This window comes from Lysinibacillus sphaericus (assembly GCF_006864135.1).
Lineage (GTDB): Bacteria > Bacillota > Bacilli > Bacillales_A > Planococcaceae > Lysinibacillus.
The window spans coordinates 1-21275 of the sequence record NZ_SADV01000036.1 but is presented as its reverse complement, the minus strand read 5'-3'; the positions used below and the strand labels follow the sequence as shown (position 1 = coordinate 21275).

The window sequence follows — 21275 nt, the reverse complement described above, 5'->3', positions numbered from 1 at the left end:
ATATAGTATTTTGGACGAGCGGTACCAATATGGTTTAAAAGGGAATTCGGAAAAAGAGACATCTTAGGCCGAAGCTGTCCCCGCAACTGTAAGTGCTGACAAATGATGAATTGGCCACTGTGAAGAACGGGAAGGCCATCGTTTGGAGGAAGCATGAGCCAGGAGACCTGCCGAGTTGTTCAAGACAGCAACACATTCTTCGGGGATTGAGAAGTGGAGGCGAGAGATTTGTTCACTTCTTTGTGTGCATGTCCTTCATTTCCATTTCCGATTTTACAGCGATCACGTAACCGATAAATGTTGCGTGATCGCTTTTTGTGTTGCTGGAGAAGGAAAGGGAGAGAATGTTACATGACAATTCAAATCGAGCAACAAATTGCTAAGCTCAAGAAAAACTACACAGAGGATGAACTCGAAAGTTTTGTAAGATTATCGGATCGATGGCTACGAAAAAACGACAATGCGACATTTGAAGCATGGGCAGATGCGATGATTTTACAAACGCTTAGCCTCATTGATGAGGAGGAGCCATACTGGACATTTGTCGCAGCTCAAATTTTTTTAGAAAAACTATATGATCAATTTGCAATGCGTCGTGGAGTTTCAGTGAAAGATGTTTATAAAGTTTTCCCAGAACATTTAGCACACTATACAGAAGCTGGATTGTATCATGAAAGTTTAACAACAAAATATAGTGAGCAGGAGCTTCAGGAACTCGCTTCTTATCTAGAATCAAGTCGAGATGAGTTGTTTACGTATATTGGTTTAAAAACATTAATGGACCGCTATGTAGTCCGTGATTACACGAAAATACCAGTGGAATTACCGCAGGAACGATGGATGGTCATTGCGATGACTCTGATGCAGGATGAAACAGAAAATCGTTTAGAAAAAGTCCGTGAATCTTATTGGGCAATGAGTAATTTATATATGACTGTTGCCACACCGACATTATCGAATGCAGGTAAAACACATGGACAGCTATCAAGTTGCTTTATCGATACAGTAGATGATAGTTTACAAAGCATTTATGACACGAATACAGATGTCGCAACATTATCGAAATACGGCGGTGGTATTGGTGTTTATATGGGTAAAATTCGTAGCCGAGGCTCATCTATTAAAGGTTTTAAAGGTGCATCAAGTGGCGTTTTACCATGGATTAAACAGCTTAATAATACGGCGGTTTCAGTCGATCAGCTTGGGCAACGACAAGGAGCTATTGCTGTCTATCTAGATGTTTGGCATAAAGACGTCTTTACGTTTTTAGATTTACGCTTAAACAATGGGGATGAACGTCTGCGTGCCCATGATATTTTCACAGGGCTATGCTTACCGGATATATTTATGGAAACTGTTGAGGCACGTGGGGAGTGGCACTTATTTGACCCACATGAAGTACGAGAGGTTATGGGCTACTCACTAGAGGATTTCTACGATGAGAAAAAGGGTGACGGTTCTTTCCGTACTAAATATGAGGAATGTATCGCGAATCCATTGTTAAGTCGTGAAGTCGTACCAGCTATTGATATTATGAAGCGTATTATGCGCTCACAGCTAGAAACAGGCGTGCCGTTTATGTTCTATCGTGATGAAGTAAATCGTATGAATCCGAATAAGCATGAAGGGATGATTTACAGTTCGAACCTGTGTACAGAAATCTTCCAGAATATGTCAGCTACGGAATTCGAATCTATTACACTAGAAGATGATGTCATCGTAACACGTCGCAAGCCTGGAGATTTCGTTGTATGTAACTTATCATCTATTAATTTAGGTAGAGCAGTACCGGCCGGTGTTCTAGAACGATTAATCCCAGTGCAAGTACGTATGTTAGATAACGTTATTGCGCTAAATACAATTCCAGTAAAACAAGCAGAGCGTACGAACCTACGCTACCGTGGTATTGGGCTTGGCACATTTGGCTGGCACCATTTATTAGCTCTGAAAGAAATTCAATGGGAGTCAGACGAAGCTGTAGAATTTGCGGACAAGCTATATGAAGAAATTGCGTATTTAACGATTCGTGCTTCTAACGATTTGGCATGTGAAAAAGGAGCTTACCCATTATTTGATGGCTCAGATTGGCATACGGGTGCGTATTTTGACAAACGTGGCTATGACAGTGAAAAATGGAACGCTTTACGCGCCGCGGTTGCTGAAAAAGGCATGCGTAACGGCTATGTAATGGCAGTTGCACCGAACTCTTCAACGTCCATTTTAGCGGGCAGTACGGCTACGATTGATCCAATCTTCCAAAAGAGTTATTCAGAGGAGAAGAAGGATTATAAAATTCCAGTTACAGTACCAGATTTATCACCTGTAACGACTTGGTATTATAAATCTGCTTATTTCATCGATCAAAATTGGACAATCAAGCAAAATGCTGCACGTGCACGTCATATCGACCAAGGCATTTCACTTAATTTATATGTTCAAAATACGATTAAGGCGAAAGATTTACTAGCATTGCATATGAATGCTTGGGCGAGCGGTGTAAAAACGACTTATTACGTGCGCTCAACGTCTGTAGAATTGCTAGAATGTGAGTCTTGCGCGAGCTAGGAGGAAGTAACAATGACAACTATTACAAAACGACAAATTATGGACAAGGATGCACCGAACCGTTCAACAGGAATTGTCAACGGGCGCTCTTCTAACATTTTAAACTGGGATGATGTGCGTTTTAGCTGGGCTTATCCTAAGTATAAAAAAATGCTCGGTAACTTCTGGACACCGTTCGAAATTAATATGAGCAATGATGTGAAGCAGTTTCCACAGCTATCAGCAGATGAACAGGAATCCTTTTTAAAAATTATTGGCTTACTAGCACTATTAGACAGTGTGCAAACTGATTTTGCAGGGAAAGTAGCGGATTATTTAACAGATTCAAGCTTAAATGCATTAATGATTATTTTAGCGCAACAAGAGGTTATTCATAATCACTCTTATTCTTATGTGTTATCAAGTATTGTGAACAAAGATGAGCAGGATCGTACGTTTGACTTTTGGCGTACAGAGCCGGTACTAGAGCGACGCAATGACTTCGTAATTAAAGGCTACCAAGCATTTTCTGAGGAACCATCTGTTGAAAATATGCTAGAAGCGATTGTCTATGATGTAATTTTAGAAGGTTTATTCTTCTATTCTGGCTTCGCGTTTTTCTATCATTTAGCACGCAATCAAAAAATGGTGGCCTCGTCAACGATGATCAATTATATTAACCGCGATGAGCAGCTACATGTGGATTTATTTGTGAAGATTTATCAGGAGCTATTAGAGGAATATCCTCAATACGATACACCTGAGAGGGCAGCTCGTGTACAAGAGATCTTCCGTGAAGCTGTTCAACTAGAAGTCGATTGGGCTAATGAAGTAATTGGCGATAAAGTTGATGGTCTAGATGTAGAAGATGTGCATGATTATGTACATTTCTATGCCAATGTACGCTGCAATCAGCTTGGCGTGGAGCGCCCATTTGAAGGCTATCGCAAAAATCCTTTGAAATGGGTGAAAGCGTATGAGGATGTTGACTTAGGAAAAACAGATTTCTTCGAGCAGCGTTCTCGCCAGTATGTAAAGGTTAATGTAGAAGATAACGGCTTTGATGATTTGTAATGCTAAGTCCACCTCCATGTTGGAAAAACATGGAGGTGGATTTTTTTGTGAGAAAAGGGGGAGACGCTTACGTAAAAGAAAAAAATTGCTCGGGTCAAACAAACGAGTTCCCTTTATGGGGACAAAAGTATTGAAAATCGCACAGATAAAATAGAGCACGAATTGCGCTCTATTTAACTGTTAATATTTAACTACCGCCATTGAGAAAAAAGCTACATACCCCAAAATTGCTAGTATTTGTAAAACGATCCCTATTATACTACAAATTAAACCTGCAGTTGCTAATCCTCTACCACTTGCATTGGTTGTATTAATTTCTTTTACAGCTTTACTTGAAAATATTATTCCTATAATGCCTAAGATTAAACCAATAAAAGGTATTAGCAATGATAGAATTCCAACCGTTAAAGAAATTACAGAACTATTGTTTGTTTGATTTTTTTCAGACATTCGTGATCCACCCTCTTTTGAGAATTTAACCATTTTTATTTATCGTTAATATTATCAAACCAATCTATTTCGCACTAAAAATCATCATTAAATGTTATCGGTACACCTTTCCCATCCTTTTCGGCGTGAATGTGTAAATGTGGTTCACTTGTATTATTCGAGTTTCCTACTTTTCCGAGTATTTGGCCAGTTGTTACCTACATGGCTTATCACAGTTATTCAAAAAAATCTTCTTCGAAAAATGGTGAAATACCAGCTTCCCTTAAAAAGTATTTGTATTCAGTAGGGGCTTCTAAAAGTAATTTATTGGGAAGTAATACTTCATCTCTCAATCGTTGAACGAGATGAGCATCTAATTCTGGAAACCATTTTTCATACGGTACTTTTCTTTCTTCTTCAATAGAAATTAAAAATTCAATAATATATGTAAACATCACAGGGAAATCTCGTTTTATATGTTGATGATGAGCAACGAAGGCTTCGATGTAATTATTCAATTCATGAAACGGTTCATTTGGATCATATCCACCTAAATATTTTCGGTCATGTTGTGGAATAAAAGTAAAGCCACTGAGAGCATGCCATGTACCGAGCATTACTGTAAAAGCGGCCAATGCACATTTTCGTGTTTCGAAATCATCATCATTAAAATAACGATAATAATTATCATATTCAAAACCTATACCAGTATCAAAATATCCAATAGCAACACCATTTAGCCTCTTCATTACCTTTTCTACGATAGATTCAGTAGAAGGCTGTAATTGATGATTTTTATCAAGATTGATAATTTCATCGCTACTAGAATCTAATCGATTACCTAAATAAGTAATTGTTCGATAGTATTTTAGTATATCTTGATTGGTTGTTGTATAAGTGAGATTTTGAATTAAGAAACCCATTGCTTCAGCATGCTCTCCTAAGTTGTATAATGCCATCGCGTAGAATACTTTCATTTGTTCTTTATTAGGAAATTTACAAGTTGCATCTTGAAATAGTTTTTTTGCCTCTATAAAACGTTCGTGTGTTCGATAAATGCATCCTAATTTGACGTATGCGTCCTCAAGTTCTTCATTTGATAAACCTAATTCAATCGCCTTCTCATAAAATGGCATTGCCTTTGTCTCTTCAGCTAAAATATCAAAGCTGCGTGCACATTGATAGTGGAGGGAGGGATTGAGTGGATCATTTGATAATAATGTCAAAAACATTTCTTTCGATTTTTGTAGTTTTCCTTGTCTTCGTAGTTGTAATGCTCTATGTATAGTGTTTTCCATGATTCATCCTCGTTTCAGCTTTAATTTAAGGGCTCATATCAAAAGTTAGAGATAATTTTATTGCGGTGGGCCACTGGACGCCCTTAGGAAAGCGCTCAGTCGGAACGGAATTCAACCCCAATTATTACCTATAATTATTATAATGGAAAAATAGGAAAATACACCCTCTGTTTCTAAATAGAGGGTTATTCGCATGGTATTGACCGTGTCTCGAATATTACGAGACACGAAAAATTAATTACCACTTGAGAATGATTTTCAGTTATAATTAAGGTGTGAAAGAGAAGAACGGAGACGAAAGAATGCAGGCAATTAAACAGTTAGGAGGGTTTTTAGGACCCTATAAATTTTTTACCTTGATCGCGCCATTATTAATGGTACTAGAGGTAACGATGGATTTACTACAGCCGACTATTATGCAGCATATGATCGATACAGGTATTGCTAATAGCGACAATCCATATGTGCTGAAAATGTTCATTTGGATGCTAATGAGTGCGGTATTTGGACTTGTTGGAGGGATAGGTTGCTCCTATTATAGTTCAAAGGCAGCGATCCATTTTGCATCGGATGTTCGTCAATCACTGTATGAAAAAATGATGACGTATTCGGCAAAGGAGCGTGACGCTTTTACAACAGGGAAGCTCATTACGATTTTAACGAGTGATGTGGAAAGTGTTCAGCGTGCGTTTATGATGACATTGCGTATTTTTGTACGTGGTCCTCTATTATTTATTGGAGCGGTCATTATTGTTTTTGTGACAGCACGCGAGCTATTTTCTATACTTCTTATTATTGTACCGATATTAATTATTGCGATGTACTTTTTCACAAAGTACTCAGGTGTCCTATACCGAAGAGTGCAGGAAGCGATTGATGGTGTTAATACGAAGCTTCAGGAAAATTTAGCGGGGATTCATGTTGTGAAGGCGTTCCGTCGTGAAACGCAACAGATTGAACAATTTAGCGGGCTAAATGAGACGCTGACGAAGCGCTTTATTTCAGCAGAGCAAATTGTTGGTGTACTTGTGCCGTTTACAATGTTCGTCGTCAATCTAGGCATTGTAGCAGCACTTTGGCTTGGTGCAATTAAAGTAGAAGCTGGTACATTACAGGTTGGGATCATCCTCGCATTTATTAACTATTTAACGATTATTTTAAATGGTTTGATGACTTCTAGCATGGTGCTAATGCAAATTGCACGAGCTATTCCTTCAGGAGAGCGTATCGTGGATGTTTTAAATAAAGAAGTAGCAGTAAAGGAAGCAGAAAATCCACTTACCTCGCCAATTCAAGGGGCGATTGACTTTCACAATGTGAGCTATCGTTATTATGAATCGGCGGAGGATGTGCTGAAAAATATTACATTTTCAGTAAAACCGGGGCAAACGGTAGGTCTTATCGGCAAAACAGGTAGTGGAAAATCAACATTAGTGAAACTATTACCACGTTTGTTTGACCCGACTGGTGGAGAAATCCACTTGGATGGAAAGCCGCTAAATGATTATGCAATATCAACTTTACGTAAACATATCGGCTTTACCTCTCAAAAAGCATTACTGTTCTCAGGTGCAATTGACAATAATATTCGTCTTGGTAAAGCGGATGCAACGTCAGAGGAATTACAGCAAGCTCTTGATGCAGCATGTGCCACTGAATTTGTGGACCGGCTGGATAAAGGTGTAGCATATGAACTTTCACAGGGGGCAACCAATCTCTCTGGCGGTCAAAAGCAGCGATTAGCGTTAACGCGTGCACTCGTAAGACAACCAGCTATTTTAGTGTTGGACGATACAACATCTGCTCTTGATAGCGCCTCTGAAAAACATGTCCAGCAAGCTATTGGCAATCAATATAAAGATACAACGACGTTTATCGTAGCGTCTAAAATTGCTTCTATTCAACAGGCGGACCTAATTCTTGTAGTAGAGGACGGCGAAATTGTAGGTCAAGGTACACATCAACAGTTATTGCAAAATAATAAACCATACCAAGCAATTTACGCTTCACAGCAAAAGGCTGGTGTACAACAATGAGTAAAAGTCAACCAAAGCAAATGAATTTTGGACGTGGACCACGTATGGCTGGTCCAACTGAAAAGGCGAAAAATCAAAAAGTAACGATTAATCGTGTATGGCAATATGTGAAGCAACAAAAAATAGGACTTTATTTCTCTATCTTTTTTGTAGTAGCTTCTACATTTTTAAGTTTAGCAGGGCCGTACTTAATCGGACATATCGTTGATGAATATATTATGAAAAAGGACATTGCTGGTACGATTCGTCTAGGAGTTGTGCTAGCAGTTATCTATACTGCAGCGTCTATTTTTACGTGGCTACAAACATATGTCATGATTCATGTGGCGATGAAAACAATTCGGACATTGCGACTAGAACTATTTAAAAAGCTACAAACATTAACACTGAGATTTTTCGATCAGCGAGCACTCGGTGATTTAATGAGCCGTGTAACAAATGATATCGATAATTTAAATACGGCACTTGCACAAAGTGTGACACAAATCGTATCGTCGGTGCTAACGGTAATTGGTGTTAGTATTGCTATGTTCTCTCTAAGTTGGCAGCTAGCAATCGTAACACTGATTATTATTCCTCTAATTGTTTTTACGACGAAGCAGATTATTAAACGTAGTAGTAAAAACTATGCTGCACGTCAACGTGATTTAGGGAAGCTGAACGGTTATATTGAGGAAATGATTACGGGGGCGGAGGTTGTGACGCTTTTTGGAACAGAACAACAAACGATTGAAACGTTCCATAAACAGAACGAAAATCTCCGTAACTCAGCGCAACGAGCAGAAATTACTTCTGGTTTACTAGGCCCAATTAATAACTTTATGAATAACTTAGGTTTAGCTGTTGTTATTGGCACAGGAGCATTTTTATCGGTAAAGGGTATCGTTTCGGTTGGGGTTATTGCCGCATTTGTCACGTATACACGTCAATTTTTCCGTCCACTGAATCAGCTATCTAACCTTTTGAATACATTCCAGTCAGCGATTGCTGGGGCGGAACGAGTCTTCGAAATTTTAGATGAACCATCGGAAGTAGCTGATAAAAAACAGGCCCTTGATTGTCAAAGTTTAAAAGGGGATGTGTCATTTCAACATGTATCCTTCAGTTATGTGCCAGAGAAGCCAGTACTGAAAAATATTAGCTTCCATGCCAAGGCTGGTGAAACGATTGCACTTGTTGGCCCAACCGGATCAGGGAAAACGACGATTATCAATTTGTTAACTCGATTTTATGATGTCGATGCAGGGGAAATTTTGATTGATGGTCATAATATTGAAGATTATAAAATGGCAACGATCCGTCAACGAGTGGGTGTTGTCTTGCAGGATACGTATTTATTTTCTGGAACGATTCGTGAAAATATTCGTTTCGGTAAACTTGATGCTACAGATGAAGAGGTGGAAGAAGCGGCGAAAATCGCGAATGCCCATAATTTTATTAAATATTTACCGGCACAATATGATACACCTGTACAAGCAGGTGGGGCAAACTTAAGTCAAGGTCAACGACAATTATTGGCTATTGCCCGGGAAATTTTAGAAAATTCGGATATTTTGATTTTAGATGAAGCTACATCCAGTGTGGATACGCAAACAGAGGTTGATATTCAAAAAGGTCTCCAGCATTTAATGCAGGGGCGCACAAGCTTTGTTATTGCGCACCGTCTAAAAACAATCGAAAATGCTGACCAAATTCTTGTTATTCAACAAGGTGAAATTGTTGAGCAGGGCAATCACGAGCAGCTCATGCAAAAACAAGGTATTTATAGTAATCTCCAGCAAAAACTTTTGCTGGAACAAGTGGAATAACATAGAGAAGGCTGTCTATTAAGTGTGTAAAAACTTATTAGACAGTTTTTTTATTTTCTGCCAAAAATTAATTAGATATTTATTTTTATTGTTTATTCTTACAGTATCAACTGAAAGGGGAATTATATGAGAAAAATAGTTAAGATAATAGCTATCTACTTTATTGCAGTTATACTTATTGGACTAGTGGCGATATTCAGCTATGATCGATATCAGCTTAGTAAGGAATCCAAACTTTTAGATACTAACGGAACACTTGTTGAGGTCGATCATCAAAAAATCAATGTTTACACTGAGGGGGATGGTCAGGATACTTATGTGTTTATGGCAGGCTCAGGAGTTGCGGCACCGATTTATGAACTGAAAGGGCTGTACAGTAAATTTTCTCAAGGACATAAGATTGCTGTTATTGAAAGAGCGGGCTATGGGTACAGCGATGTCTCGAAGGACGAACGAGATATTGATACACTATTAGCACAGACGAGAGAAGCGCTCCTGAAAAGTGGAAATAAACCTCCTTATATAGTAGTACCGCATTCCATTTCAGGTGTTGAAGCTATTTATTGGGCACAAAAATATCCGGAAGAAATTAAGGGGATTATTGCACTTGATATAGGTTTGCCAAGTCAATATGCGGAGCATAAAATGGGAGTAATCGATTTATGGACTGTTAAGGGAATGAATTTACTAACGAAATTAGGCGTACATCGATTAACACCTTCGCAAGTGTATAATCCAGAAGTAATGAAGCAACCATTTTTATCGGAGGAAGAAAAAGAAATATATAAGGCACTATCCTATAAACAAGTTTTTAATGATGATATGAAGAATGAGCTACTGCATGTGTACGAAAATAGTTTAAAATCAGAAGCGCTTCCGAAACCAAAAGAGACACCGATATTATTAATAGATGCTATTGCTGAACAAAATAAAGATTCAAAATTTACGAAGTACCATAGCCAGAAATATGCGGAATTTGCCAAGCAAATTAACATAGCGGAAGTGAAAGAATTAAATGGTACTCATAGTATTTATTTATATAAGCCTGATGAGATTTATAATCTTGCGATAGCATTTATGGAGACAAAAGTTGGCAGCAAAGAAAGGTAGAGGTAATGAAAGGATTTAAGATTTTAATAGTAGAAGACGACCAAATGATTGGTGACTTGATGCAAAAAATACTACAACGTGAAGGTTACGACGTTGTATGGAAAACCGATGGACGAGAAATTACGACTATAATCTATCAAATTGATTTAGTCATAATGGACATAATGCTTCCGGGAGAAGATGGCTACCAGCTGACAAAGAACATTAAAAGCCTAGGCTTAAATATCCCCATTATTTTTCTTTCAGCGCGTAATGATATAGAGAGCAAGCTTCAAGGGTTAACCGTAGGGGAAGACTATATGACAAAACCATTTGATCCGAGAGAGCTCCTTTTAAGAATGCAGAAAATGCTAGAGCAGCAATATGGAACATTCACGCAAATCCAACATCTATTGATTGATATCGAGCATCGTAAATTATATGAAAATAATATACATGATGAAATTTCATTAACAGCAATCGAACGTAAAATCTTCTTTTATTTAGTTGACAACAAGGATAGGGTGTTAACGAAGGATCATTTTTTTGACTATTTATGGCCACTTGAAGATCGAAATCAAAATATCATCAATGTTCACATCAAAAAGATCAGAACGAAAATTCATGATTCATCAGGTACCATCCTACAAAATATTTACGGAGAAGGGTATCGATTAAATACCTACATAAAGAAATGACATTAAAAACAAAATATCGATTATTATTATTTACGGCCATAGTTAGTGTCCCAATCGTCTTATTAGGGATCAGTGTGTCGATGTCTATTCTTTACGAATTCGCTTTTAAAACTAGAAATAAAGGCACTCCATTCCATGAATCTTCCGCCTATCCAACGATGCTGATTGTGTTCTTCCTATCATTATGTTTGCTAGCATTTTTATTTTCGAAATCGATCAATACATTACTAACGAAAATTAATATGTTAAACAAAACGATCCGTGACTTAGCGAGTAATGAAAGAATCCTAAGTACATTAGAGGTTGGCAGTGAGGATGAAATTGGACAGTTAATTCAGTCAGTTAATATACTAATTGAGCGAACTACTTATCGGGAATTAGAGCTTAAACAACAGCAGGAGCTACAAAAAGAGCTACTGCAAAAGCTAAGGCACGACATAAATACACCGTTAACTGCGATTCGCTTACAATTATTTTATCTAGAAGAATACTATCAGGAACAACCCAAATTGGTGGAATCCTTGAATGAGCAAATTCAATATATCTCAAGCTTAACGAATGAATTTAATTTGCAGTCCTTAGACACACTGGAGAATTCGTATATCGTGACGGAAGAAGTGCAACTCACAACATTGTTAGAAACGATGATAAAAAAGTGGAGCTATTTATATAGAATGCACAACATTGAATTAATTTATCATCCAGTAGGTACCCATTTAACATGGACGAGTAATGAACTATGGCTACAACGAATGTTCGATAATGTGTTCCAAAACACTTTGAAACATTCAAAAGCTACAAAGCTCGAGATAATAATAAAAGATAATAAGATTTTCATGATGGATAACGGTATTGGCTTTGAACAAAATCGTGTTAGTGGGGGTCTAGGTTTGAAGATCATTGATGACATCGCTAGAATTCTTCAAGTAAGCTATTTACTCCATTCAAACGAAGAAGGGACATCATTTTGTTTTTCTATTTCAACCTAAAAATAACGGCTTTTTATTAACGAAAAAAAGCTAATTGTTGTTTTTAAATAAAAAACAGGGAATCGAAAACGTAAAGGAGGAATGTTTTATATGAACAAGTGTAAGTATGGTTTACATGATGACGAATAATGAAGTCATGAATCAAGTAGTGGCCTTTTACAGGGACACAAATGGCATGCTCGTCTTTGTGGGTGCCTATCCAACTAATGGTAGAGATACTGGCATAAGGAAAGTCTCTGCGGCAACCCCAAACAACGGTGTCGATCCCCTTACGTCACAAGGAGCATTAACCTTATCCCGTGATGGTCGTTTTCTTCTTGCAGTGAACGCAGGCAGTCATAGTATTAGCAGTTTTATCATTTGTGACAGCGGTGTGCCCGTTCTCGTGGACGTGAAGCCATCGGGAGGTGCTCAGCCTAATAGTGTAGATGTGTTAGGTAATCTTGTCTATGTTGCTAATGAGGGAATGCCGCAAACAATTATGCATCGAACATCATGGGTTTTCACATAGATGAACACGGGCGCCTTACTCCTATTGCTGACTCCTCACGTTCTCTCAGCACTTTCAATGCCGAGCCCGCTCAGGTTCTTTTCACACATGATGGTAGTAAGCTCCTAGTAACCGAGTATACTTCAAACCGTTTTAGTGTTTTCAACGTAAATCAAAATGGTACGGTTACAGAACCAATCGTTAATGATTCTTATGGTGATGGTCCATTGGGTGCCTATTTTCTATCCTCTGGAATCCTCTTAGTTACTTAAGCAAGTTCAAATGCCCTGTCATCCTATTCAATGAGCAACGACGGGATTCTTCAAGTGACCAGTGGTTCTGTACCAAACGGATATAAAACAGCATGCTGGGTAATCACGACAAGAGATGAACGTTTTGCATTCATAACTAATACTTTAAGTGGCACTATTTCCACTTACCGGATCGATCCCAATGGTGCCCTGTCAGTGGCAGGGCAGATTACTAGTACACCGATAGGAACAACTCCAGGACTGCCAATGGATGTTGGTGTGAGTAAAGATGGACGGCATTTTTACACCCTTAACGGAAATCAGGGAACGGTCTCCGTATTTGCGATTCAAGAGGGTGGAAGTCTAGTTAGATTGCAGGTTGCTGCTTGGACTCAACTCCCTTATTTTGGATCACAAGGATTAGCTGTTCTTTGATTTTGTTGAGAAGTGGGTGATAAAATAAAAAGTTGGGCGATAAACCTAAAAATTAGAGCGACAAATCTAATGATTGTTCCGATAAATCCTAAAATTGTTCCGACAATTCATAAAATCATTCCGATAAATTGATTTAGACCCTATTGAACAAACTAGCTTTGCTCAATAGGGTCTTCCAACAACGATTCAATAACATGTTTTAATTGAAGAATAGAAGATTGTTGACTCTCGCTCTTCTTGTAAATAAAGACAGTCTCGATCACTTTATTTAACTTCGGCAAATCATAATAGTGAATGTTGGAATAGTTATAAAGGTCAATTAGTTTTGTATTTAATACAGCAATTGTATTGTCTATTTGGAGGAAATCAAGGATACTACTGACCGATTTTATTTCCTTCATCGTAAATGGAACTTGATTTATTTTTAACCACTCTGCCATCGCCCGTGTATACATACAGCCTCTACTTAACACAAGGAGTGTGACAGGCGAACGTTTCTCAAAATCAATAATATGTGAATCGTTCGAAATGACTTCAAATGTTTCTGATGCAATCATGTCATAATTTACATCAGGGTAGTGTTTAATAGGATTACTCGTCAGTGCACAATCCATGTCGGCATTATGTATTTTTTCATTCAAGGAAGTGCTAGATTCCACAGTGAAATCTACATCTAAAGGAATATTATTTGTCTGCAATGCATTCATTATGGATGCGCCATAAATTTTAATCGTTGTATGGGAAGTGCCAAGGCTAATTTTGGTCTTCGTTTGCGCTAAACCAATCTCTTGTAAAAAGTCATCGTACTCCTGTGTCATAAGCTTTAGAAATTTTAAATATTGTGTCCCTACATTTGTAATCTTCAGCCCCTGCGGTGTACGTTTAAACACCTCCTGACCAATTTCCGCCTCCATTTTCTTTACTTTAGAGGTTAAGGCAGATTGCGTATAATTTGTCATTTCAGCGGATTTACTTAGATTTTGCCTCTCTAAAATTTCAATCTTTAATGCTATTTCTTCTATGTTCATGTTGGAAGTCACACACCTATAAAATTTTTTGATAGCTACTATCATTTTCCTCCATTTTACGCATTCATTGAGCAAGCGTAAACTCAAATACGTAAAGTCAATGAATCAGTGAAATAGCATTGGAGGGAATTTAATGAATACATATTATAAATGGATCATTGTATTAGTAGCTACACTGTCACAAACTGCGGCAACTTTTGTAACTTACGGCATGGGGCCAATTGCCACATTTTATCAAATTGAATGGGGTTTATCATCGTTTCAAACTGGTTTTATCGTTTCTGCTGTAAATATTGGGCCAATTTTTTCGATGATTTTGTTCGGCTATTTAATGGATAAACGAGGGGAAAAACAAATTATAGGGTGGGGATCTATTTTACTAGGATTTTCAGCGCTACTTCTCATGTTGGTCAATAATTATGCAGTGTTGTTATTTTTATTATTAATTGTAGGCGTATGGTACGGAAGTGCACAAACAGGGGGCAGCACCGCAATTGTGAAATGGTTTCCAGACAAACATCGCGGGTTAGCTATTGGCATTCGACAAACAGGCATTCCAATCGGTGGAGCTTTAGCATCAGCCATTCTCACATATATGTACTATCATCATAGCCTACCATCGGTGCATCTTGTGCAAGGCATAGTAGCTATTGCTGGGGGACTGCTTTTTTTACTGATTTATCAGGAGCCTAAAAATCGAGTAGCAGTAGCTGCAACCTCTGTCACATTTAAAGAGAAGCTCGAAGCTATTAAAAATAATAAAGATTTATATCCAATTTATATTGTTGGAATTGTGATGATGACCTTACAAATGATACTCGTTGCCCATTTTATGAGTTATTTACATCAAGAAGGCGGTTATTCCTTAACAGCGGCGGGGCAATATTTAAGCCTTGTATTAATCGGTGGAATGATTGGAAGAGTAGCCATTGCGTGGATTAGTGACCAATTTTTTGCGCAGAAGCGGGAATTTTTATTAATGATCGTAATGACTAGTGCAGTTATTCTTATCGTCCTATTGCCGCTTATGCTACATGCGAAATTGTTGATGCTATTAGGTTGTTTCTTCTTGGGCTTCGTAGCACTTGGCTGGTATTCATTGTTTATCGCTTGTGTAACAGAGCAATCGAATCCACATTATGTTGGTCTCACTGTAAGTGCAGCCTTGACGTTGAATCAGTTTTTTATTGTGATCGCCCCTTCGTTATTTGGATTCATAGTAACTTTTTTTTCAAGCTATCAATTGGCGTTGGACATAGTAGCCATATTTGTCGCTCTCGGTGCAATGAACTTATATAGGGTGACCCAAAATACGAAGATTAGTTCAAAAACGTTGTAGTATCGTAGTAATAATAAACCCAAATTCGGTTCACATTCAGTTCATATATTTGGTTTATCATCCGTTTTTGCAACGTAATTTCCTCGACTATTTGCAAATCAAAGATAATCGTGGAAATGAATTGGCAAGTTTTTCACCAAATAAGGGATGGACAGCTACATCTACCCAGCAGAAAACGCACGTAGCGGTGAATTACGTTATATATTGAAACTTGGAACGCTTTAAAAGCAGAAGCCCAAAAAACTTCTACCTCACCTATAAATGCTTCTGTTCAACAAAGTGAAGGAAATCGTTCTTTTGATGTATCTATTTAAGAACAGCAAGGTTGTTCCTTTACAATATCTATTTAGGGCAAGTTTAAAACAAGTGAAATTTGTAACAATTAAACAAGAATTACGTCTAATTTTATAATTAATAATAGAAACAACATTATTCCAGCGTTTGGAGGATTATTATGAAAAAAATTTCACTTGTGATTTTATTTCTAACTTTTTCATTTAATTCACTGCTTCTTGTTAGTTGTAGTGAAGAAAAACAATCCGAAAAAAGTTTTCAGTTTGCGGGAGAGATTCAAAAGATAGTTGTAGTTGGTAAAGGTGTAAATCGTGAGTTAGGTGCACATACAGTTGATAAGGAGGCTGAAATTAATATCATTAAAAATGCTATGCAAAATGCTAGTATAACCTCGAAAAAACATACAGACGAAGGAGCTTTATTCGAAATTGAAGTTATATTTGAGGATAATTCAAAAAAAATCGTTGATTTATGGTATTATCCTTCAGAGAAAGTAGGTCGTTTTTATACAGATGCTATGTATGCATTGAATAGTCAGGCTGTCCCTGAGTTGATAGAATTTCTTGAATCTTTTGAATAAATATTTTGATAATAAAATTTTAGAAAGGAGTGTATTTAATGAATAAATTATTTGCTTTAGTAACAGCTCTTATTTGTTGTATGATACTTTTAGTTTTTAATAATCAAGCTTTTGCAAACGAGCATGCAATTAATGCAGAGGAGATAAGTTATAAACAAGAGGCGCAAATAGAATTATTTAACAAATTGACTGAAAAAGCAAATATGACACAAATGACTATTAATATAGAAGATTTTGGTGATTTATTTTTTGATGAAAATGAAAGACTTCATTTCAAATATAAAGAAAGTGCAGTCTCTACCAATCAAGATTTACAACAACTATTGGTGAACCTTCGTTCAAATGGTATAGAAGTGGAAGCAAGCACATATACGCATAAAGATTTATTTGAACAACAAATGATCATTTATCAAGAAATAAAAGACTACTATGGAAGTGAGGGAAATTTACCTACTATTTCTTTAGTATCAGATATTTTTGAAGAGAAAGTAAAATTTTCATATGATTCTTTAGAGGAAGATTTATTAGTCAAATTAAGGTTTAAATATGGTGATATTTTGGAATTTGAAAAAAAGGAATTTGAAACAATTCAACTTAACAAATCACAAAAAGGTAATTGGACTAATTTAGGTGCAGGTATCGCAATTGATGGTAGTAATTGCTCTGTAGCGGGGATAGCAATCAAAAATGGGAACTATTTCTTAATTACAGCAGCCCATTGTTTTAGTGGGACAGTAGCATCAGATGGGACTGGCAGACGTGTAACCCAAAATAGCTATTACGTAGGTCGTCAGCATGCTCAAGCGCAAGGTGTAAATTTGGATTTTGGCTTAGTGAAAATAATGGATAATACTCTATCGGGAGGTCGTTATGCTACTAATGGTATTAGAATATCAACAGACAATAGTATAACAGAAGTTTTTGATAATAAACTAATAGCTGCCAGTCCCACTAGTCCTGCATTTAGTCAAGTAGTTTGCCGCGCGGGAATAAATACAGCTAAACAATGTGGTAGGGTTATTCAAAAAGGAACTATTACTAACGGTTGGGATGATAATAAAATTAAAAAAGTTTCTGTAGTAGTTCCAGATAATCCGGGTAACTATTCTACAAATGGTGATAGTGGAGGAGCAGTTTACAGTCCTAATACAACTGGAAATACTTTAACTGGTGTACATGTAGGTTCAAATGCTTCTTATGGATATTTTACAGATATAATGGATGGATTGAATTATTATAGCGCATCCCTTTATACAAGCAATTCAAATATAAAAATTGCTAATTAATCACTTTTGATAATTTATCTAACGGAGCTAACTGTTTTACTTAAAATAATTATTTTATCTAAATGTGAGGAGTGCATAGGCACTCCTTTTTATTGAGAATTTTTTCGATTTCTTTCGCCACTTAAATTCTGCAGTTCAACTAAGAAAAGAACGTGTCAGATTCTGCCTAACACGCCTTTTTCTAGAATGTTCCGCTTGCGATTCGGGAGCTAGGCTGGGATTTGTCAGCTTCACTTATTGGTGCTGCAATTGTTGTCATCATTTTTGCGCCACTAACCGTTCGTGCTTATATGCGTAGAACATAAGAAAAGTCCTTAAAGAGTGTGTTTTAAACAAGTAATTGTCAAAACACGCTTTTTATGTTGGATTGTTGCGGAAAAGCATAGCAAAACCTAAAAACAAAGAATTAAAGTTGTAACTGTTATTTATTCCTATAATAGGATAAAGTTATAGAAAAAAGCGCGAATTCAGCAAACGGAGGAATGCGATGATGGATCAAGAAAAAAGTTCGATTTGGATTGATGCAAGTATTGCAACAGTTTGGCGGGCTGTCACAGAGGAACAGTTGCTGACGCAATGGTACGCTCCTGATTCAACTTGGGAAATCCCAAAATTAGCGGTAGGAGAAGAAATAATATTCACGATTATGCCGAATGAACAAAATCAGCTTGCGGAAAAATTACCGATGGTGTTAACGATTAACAATGTAACGCCAAATCGAGAGTTTTCGTTTTACTTAGGTATAGAAGAAACACTGATCGCTATTGTCTTAGAGGAAGAAAAAAATGGCACCATGGTCACTTTTAATACGAATGGCTACGAGGCTTCTCTCGCTAACTTACAAGCTTTAGTGGAGAGAAATGATAACTTTTAACATGTAAGTTTCATGGAGAAATTTGATTTTCCCATGAAACTTTTTCATTGTTCATCAGTCTAACTGTAAATGTTTTTTGTAAAAGCAAAGGGGGCGAGCAAATGTTAAAAGAACAAAAGGACGCTCACTTATCTAGAGCCATGACAATGTACGGGGATTATTTATTACGCGTATGCTTTACATATGTTAAAGATTGGACAGTAGCTGAAGATTTGGTACAAGACACATTTGTTAAATACTATGAAAAAATGGAGCAATTTCGTGAAGAAGCTTCCATCAAAACATATTTATATCGAATTGCGATTAACAATTGTCACAGTTATCTTTCAAGCTGGCGTTATAAAAAAATACAAGTCATTGATTATTGGAGCAAATTCAAGAGCCTTTCCAATAATCCTGAAAAAGAAGTATTGATGGGAGAGACGGATGCATTGCTAGTGGCATCGATTGAGAAACTTCCGACGAAATACAAAGATGTACTACTACTATTTCACTTTGCAGATTTTTCCTTAAAGGACGTTGCAGAATTGCTAAAGCTACCAGAAAATACGGTCAAAACACGATTAAGGCGAGCGCGACAAATGGTGGGCATCACGCTATTGGAGGAGGGGTTCGAATATGGATCGGATTCGTAATGCCATCAACGAAATGTATAAGGAAGGTAACTTCTCGTATGAAAATCATGAAAAAACGTTTCAAAAAATCAATCAAAAAACGAAGAGACGAACACCGTTAATGCCAATTATCCTAACAGCAGTCGTATCAGCTTGTCTGATCATTGGCTTAAAGCTGATGCTTTTTCAACATGATATCCAATCAACGACGTCGGCAATTATCGATTCAAATCTTTATCCAGAAAAGTCTGGAAAGGTGAAAGACTATAGCGCCTTAGCACGACCATGGATGGTAGTAGGATTAGTGAGTTCTGTGTTCTTATTTATTTTTGCGATAGTAGCATTTATGAAAAAATGGTATTGGCGAGTATTATTATGTATCATCATCATAATTGCCATTTTGGGGAATATGTCTGAACGAATTGGGTACCGCATTTACGTACAAAATGAAGCGGAAATTCAAAATACTGTAAAACTTGGACCTTTTCATCCGGATACCGTTAAAATGAATGATACAATAACGATACAACAGTATAGAATTGGTTATTTTTCGGAGAATCGCTTTCAAGGTATTGCAATTTTCAAGCATGATGGCAAAGGCTATGCATTGGATCATTTTATACAGAGCGAAGTAGACACCATGGTTTCTATTTATTTGAAAGACATTCACTATCTTGTTATTCCATTACTTAACCATCATAATATTGAAAAAGTAATAGTAGACACTGGGACCGAGCGAATTGAGAAAGCAGTTGATTCGAATGATACGCAATTAATGTCAGTGCCTCTAAATTCAGAAATAGCTACTTCTCAATTGGTGATACATGCATTGGATCATGAAGGAAATACTTCTATTCTCTATAATGATTCACGTATTTTCACCTATTAACAGCTACCCTGTATGAATATGATGTTTTCATACGGGGTTTTTGACATATCCATGGAAGGGGTGCTCACTACGTCTTAGGTCTTAGAAGATTTTAAAGCGGAGGGTCGTTTTTATAAATGAAAATTCCTATATAATGAATTTATTGGAATATTATATAGCGGGAGGAAATCACATTGAAAAAATTTATGGGACTTGGTTTGGTAATAGGTGCATCATTAATTGCGCTAACGGGGTGCAGCTCAGTCGTACCAGGTAAAACCAAAGATGAAACGATCTTAGTAGAAAAGGATAAAGCAGAAAAGTTAGATGTTGAATTACAACTTGGAATTGGAGAAATAACAGTAGAAAAAGGTGCTAAGGAGTGGATTGAAGGTACTGCTCAATACAATATTGATAAACTTGCTCCAAAAGTAAAATATGACCTACGTGGCAAGACAGGAAAAATATCGATTGATCATAAGGGCTCGACAAACGTGCGTTTAGGGAAAATAAAAAATATATGGGATATTAAACTAAATGAAGATATTCCAATGGATCTCTCAATCGAAGCGGGAGCGTCGGATGCAGAAATAGATCTACAAGGGTTGCAGCTTGAAAAATTAGATATTAACACGGGTGTTGGCGATCTTAAAGTAAATTTAGGTGGCGATTGGAAAAAAAGCTTTGAAACGAATATTGAAACAGGTGTTGGGAACACTACTGTCACTTTACCGTCAAAGGTTGGGGTAAAGCTTACGACAGAAAAAGGCATCGGCACATCAAGTATTGATGGCCTCATTTCTAAAGGAGAAGGGGTTTATGTAAATGAAGCATATGACAAATCAGATGTAAAAATAGAAGTCAATTCAGAAATCGGATTAGGCGACGTTACTTTCAAATTGGATAAATAAGGAAAAGTTTTAGTAGGCTACTTTAAGTGAGTAGTCTACTTTTTTTGTAGAAACATAGGTGACGGCTAGATGACAAAAGTAATGGATAGAACGCTAGTGTACGATAGAAGGATCAAAGTCGTGGATAGAAGAGTCAAATACGTGGATCTTGGATAGAAGAGCAAATTCGTGGAAAGAAGAGCCGGAGTCGTGGATAAAAGAATCAAAGTAATGGAAAAAAGAGCCAAAATCAGCGATGTTTCGAGTTCTATCAGCGGTTCTCGGATTGAGTCCGTATAATTGTGTAAAAAGAAAAGGGGTCATTTTCTTTCCTCTTGGTTACAATGTTTTCAACCACGAA

The 21275-nt window shown here is 37.1% G+C and carries 17 protein-coding genes, 2 pseudogenes and 1 riboswitch; of the genes and pseudogenes, 16 read left to right on the top strand and 3 right to left on the bottom strand.

Features of this window, described 5'->3' with window-relative positions:
* Positions 1-2: 2 nt before the first annotated feature.
* A riboswitch (cobalamin riboswitch) is annotated at positions 3-190 on the top strand.
* A 161-nt stretch (positions 191-351) separates the two neighbouring features.
* Complete coding sequence (locus tag C7Y47_RS23150) at positions 352-2565, top strand: ribonucleoside-diphosphate reductase subunit alpha (protein ID WP_142510897.1); 2214 nt, start codon at positions 352-354, stop codon at positions 2563-2565.
* A gap of 12 nt (positions 2566-2577) precedes the next feature.
* Positions 2578-3618 carry a ribonucleotide-diphosphate reductase subunit beta gene (locus C7Y47_RS23145; RefSeq protein ID WP_142510896.1) on the top strand — a complete coding sequence of 347 codons (1041 nt, stop codon included), beginning with the start codon at positions 2578-2580 and terminating at the stop codon, positions 3616-3618.
* Between the two features lie 180 nt (positions 3619-3798).
* On the opposite strand, the gene C7Y47_RS23140 is transcribed toward C7Y47_RS23145, so the two are convergent.
* Complete coding sequence (locus C7Y47_RS23140) at positions 3799-4068, bottom strand: DUF4190 domain-containing protein (protein WP_142510895.1); 270 nt, start codon at positions 4066-4068, stop codon at positions 3799-3801.
* 215 nt (positions 4069-4283) lie between these two features.
* A complete protein-coding gene (locus C7Y47_RS23130) occupies positions 4284-5345 on the bottom strand; it encodes a tetratricopeptide repeat protein (RefSeq protein ID WP_142510894.1) in 1062 nt (353 codons plus the stop codon).
* Between the two features lie 302 nt (positions 5346-5647).
* On the opposite strand from C7Y47_RS23130, the gene C7Y47_RS23125 reads away from it, so the two are divergent.
* The 6 genes and pseudogenes from C7Y47_RS23125 to C7Y47_RS23100 all read left to right on the top strand — a co-directional run bounded on the left by C7Y47_RS23125 (position 5648) and on the right by C7Y47_RS23100 (position 13141).
* A complete protein-coding gene (locus C7Y47_RS23125) occupies positions 5648-7381 on the top strand; it encodes an ABC transporter ATP-binding protein (protein WP_142510893.1) in 1734 nt (577 codons plus the stop codon).
* On the top strand, positions 7378-9189 hold the full coding sequence (locus tag C7Y47_RS23120; protein ID WP_142510892.1) for an ABC transporter ATP-binding protein: 1812 nt from the start codon (positions 7378-7380) through the stop codon (positions 9187-9189). Before C7Y47_RS23125 ends, C7Y47_RS23120 begins: the two co-directional genes overlap by 4 nt.
* A 126-nt stretch (positions 9190-9315) precedes the next feature.
* The gene (locus C7Y47_RS23115) at positions 9316-10299 is read left to right on the top strand and encodes an alpha/beta hydrolase (protein ID WP_142510891.1); all 984 of its coding nucleotides are present in this window, start codon (positions 9316-9318) and stop codon (positions 10297-10299) included.
* 5 nt (positions 10300-10304) lie between these two features.
* Positions 10305-10976, top strand: coding sequence for a response regulator transcription factor (locus C7Y47_RS23110; RefSeq protein WP_142510890.1), 672 nt, complete (start codon positions 10305-10307; stop codon positions 10974-10976).
* Positions 10973-11965 (top strand): sensor histidine kinase, encoded by a 993-nt coding sequence (locus C7Y47_RS23105; protein ID WP_142510889.1) that lies wholly within the window; start codon positions 10973-10975, stop codon positions 11963-11965. Before C7Y47_RS23110 ends, C7Y47_RS23105 begins: the two co-directional genes overlap by 4 nt.
* A 106-nt stretch (positions 11966-12071) precedes the next feature.
* Positions 12072-13141 (top strand): annotated as a pseudogene (locus C7Y47_RS23100) (lactonase family protein).
* A gap of 152 nt (positions 13142-13293) precedes the next feature.
* Here the strand turns inward: C7Y47_RS23100 and C7Y47_RS23095 are convergent.
* Positions 13294-14169 carry a LysR family transcriptional regulator gene (locus tag C7Y47_RS23095; RefSeq protein WP_142510888.1) on the bottom strand — a complete coding sequence of 292 codons (876 nt, stop codon included), beginning with the start codon at positions 14167-14169 and terminating at the stop codon, positions 13294-13296.
* Positions 14170-14302: 133 nt separating this feature from the next.
* On the opposite strand from C7Y47_RS23095, the gene C7Y47_RS23090 reads away from it, so the two are divergent.
* From C7Y47_RS23090 to C7Y47_RS23055, 8 genes and pseudogenes are all read left to right on the top strand, one after another.
* Positions 14303-15508, top strand: coding sequence for an MFS transporter (locus C7Y47_RS23090; RefSeq protein ID WP_142510887.1), 1206 nt, complete (start codon positions 14303-14305; stop codon positions 15506-15508).
* Positions 15509-15962: 454 nt separating this feature from the next.
* On the top strand, positions 15963-16382 hold the full coding sequence (locus C7Y47_RS23085) for a hypothetical protein (protein WP_142510886.1): 420 nt from the start codon (positions 15963-15965) through the stop codon (positions 16380-16382).
* A 38-nt stretch (positions 16383-16420) separates the two neighbouring features.
* Complete coding sequence (locus C7Y47_RS23080; RefSeq protein WP_142510885.1) at positions 16421-17668, top strand: trypsin-like serine protease; 1248 nt, start codon at positions 16421-16423, stop codon at positions 17666-17668.
* 209 nt (positions 17669-17877) lie between these two features.
* A pseudogene (locus C7Y47_RS25925) lies at positions 17878-17973 on the top strand (ABC transporter permease); the annotation flags it as partial.
* 182 nt (positions 17974-18155) lie between these two features.
* Positions 18156-18542 carry an SRPBCC family protein gene (locus C7Y47_RS23070; RefSeq protein ID WP_255505308.1) on the top strand — a complete coding sequence of 129 codons (387 nt, stop codon included), beginning with the start codon at positions 18156-18158 and terminating at the stop codon, positions 18540-18542.
* A gap of 101 nt (positions 18543-18643) precedes the next feature.
* Positions 18644-19177, top strand: a complete 534-nt coding sequence (locus tag C7Y47_RS23065) for a sigma-70 family RNA polymerase sigma factor (protein WP_142510884.1) — start codon at positions 18644-18646, stop codon at positions 19175-19177.
* Positions 19161-20045: a hypothetical protein gene (locus C7Y47_RS23060; RefSeq protein ID WP_142510883.1), complete on the top strand. Its 885-nt coding sequence runs from the start codon at positions 19161-19163 to the stop codon at positions 20043-20045. The genes C7Y47_RS23065 and C7Y47_RS23060 overlap by 17 nt, the downstream gene beginning before the upstream one ends.
* A gap of 173 nt (positions 20046-20218) precedes the next feature.
* Entirely contained in the window at positions 20219-20935 is a 717-nt protein-coding gene (locus C7Y47_RS23055; RefSeq protein WP_142510882.1) for a toast rack family protein, read from the top strand.
* The last annotated feature ends 340 nt before the right edge of the window (positions 20936-21275 follow it).

Bases quoted from the DNA above. Each gene is read 5' to 3' on its own strand.
- C7Y47_RS23130 (WP_142510894.1), bottom strand. From the start codon at position 5,345: ATGGAAAACACTATACATAGAGCATTACAACTACGAAGACAAGGAAAA.
- C7Y47_RS23105 (WP_142510889.1), top strand. From the start codon at position 10,973: ATGACATTAAAAACAAAATATCGATTATTATTATTTACGGCCATAGTT.
- C7Y47_RS23125 (WP_142510893.1), top strand. From the start codon at position 5,648: ATGCAGGCAATTAAACAGTTAGGAGGGTTTTTAGGACCCTATAAATTT.
- C7Y47_RS23145 (WP_142510896.1), top strand. From the start codon at position 2,578: ATGACAACTATTACAAAACGACAAATTATGGACAAGGATGCACCGAAC.
- C7Y47_RS23090 (WP_142510887.1), top strand. From the start codon at position 14,303: ATGAATACATATTATAAATGGATCATTGTATTAGTAGCTACACTGTCA.
- C7Y47_RS23110 (WP_142510890.1), top strand. From the start codon at position 10,305: ATGAAAGGATTTAAGATTTTAATAGTAGAAGACGACCAAATGATTGGT.
- C7Y47_RS23080 (WP_142510885.1), top strand. From the start codon at position 16,421: ATGAATAAATTATTTGCTTTAGTAACAGCTCTTATTTGTTGTATGATA.
- C7Y47_RS23140 (WP_142510895.1), bottom strand. From the start codon at position 4,068: ATGTCTGAAAAAAATCAAACAAACAATAGTTCTGTAATTTCTTTAACG.
- C7Y47_RS23065 (WP_142510884.1), top strand. From the start codon at position 18,644: ATGTTAAAAGAACAAAAGGACGCTCACTTATCTAGAGCCATGACAATG.
- C7Y47_RS23060 (WP_142510883.1), top strand. From the start codon at position 19,161: ATGGATCGGATTCGTAATGCCATCAACGAAATGTATAAGGAAGGTAAC.
- C7Y47_RS23150 (WP_142510897.1), top strand. From the start codon at position 352: ATGACAATTCAAATCGAGCAACAAATTGCTAAGCTCAAGAAAAACTAC.
- C7Y47_RS23115 (WP_142510891.1), top strand. From the start codon at position 9,316: ATGAGAAAAATAGTTAAGATAATAGCTATCTACTTTATTGCAGTTATA.
- C7Y47_RS23070 (WP_255505308.1), top strand. From the start codon at position 18,156: ATGATGGATCAAGAAAAAAGTTCGATTTGGATTGATGCAAGTATTGCA.
- C7Y47_RS23095 (WP_142510888.1), bottom strand. From the start codon at position 14,169: ATGAACATAGAAGAAATAGCATTAAAGATTGAAATTTTAGAGAGGCAA.
- C7Y47_RS23120 (WP_142510892.1), top strand. From the start codon at position 7,378: ATGAGTAAAAGTCAACCAAAGCAAATGAATTTTGGACGTGGACCACGT.
- C7Y47_RS23085 (WP_142510886.1), top strand. From the start codon at position 15,963: ATGAAAAAAATTTCACTTGTGATTTTATTTCTAACTTTTTCATTTAAT.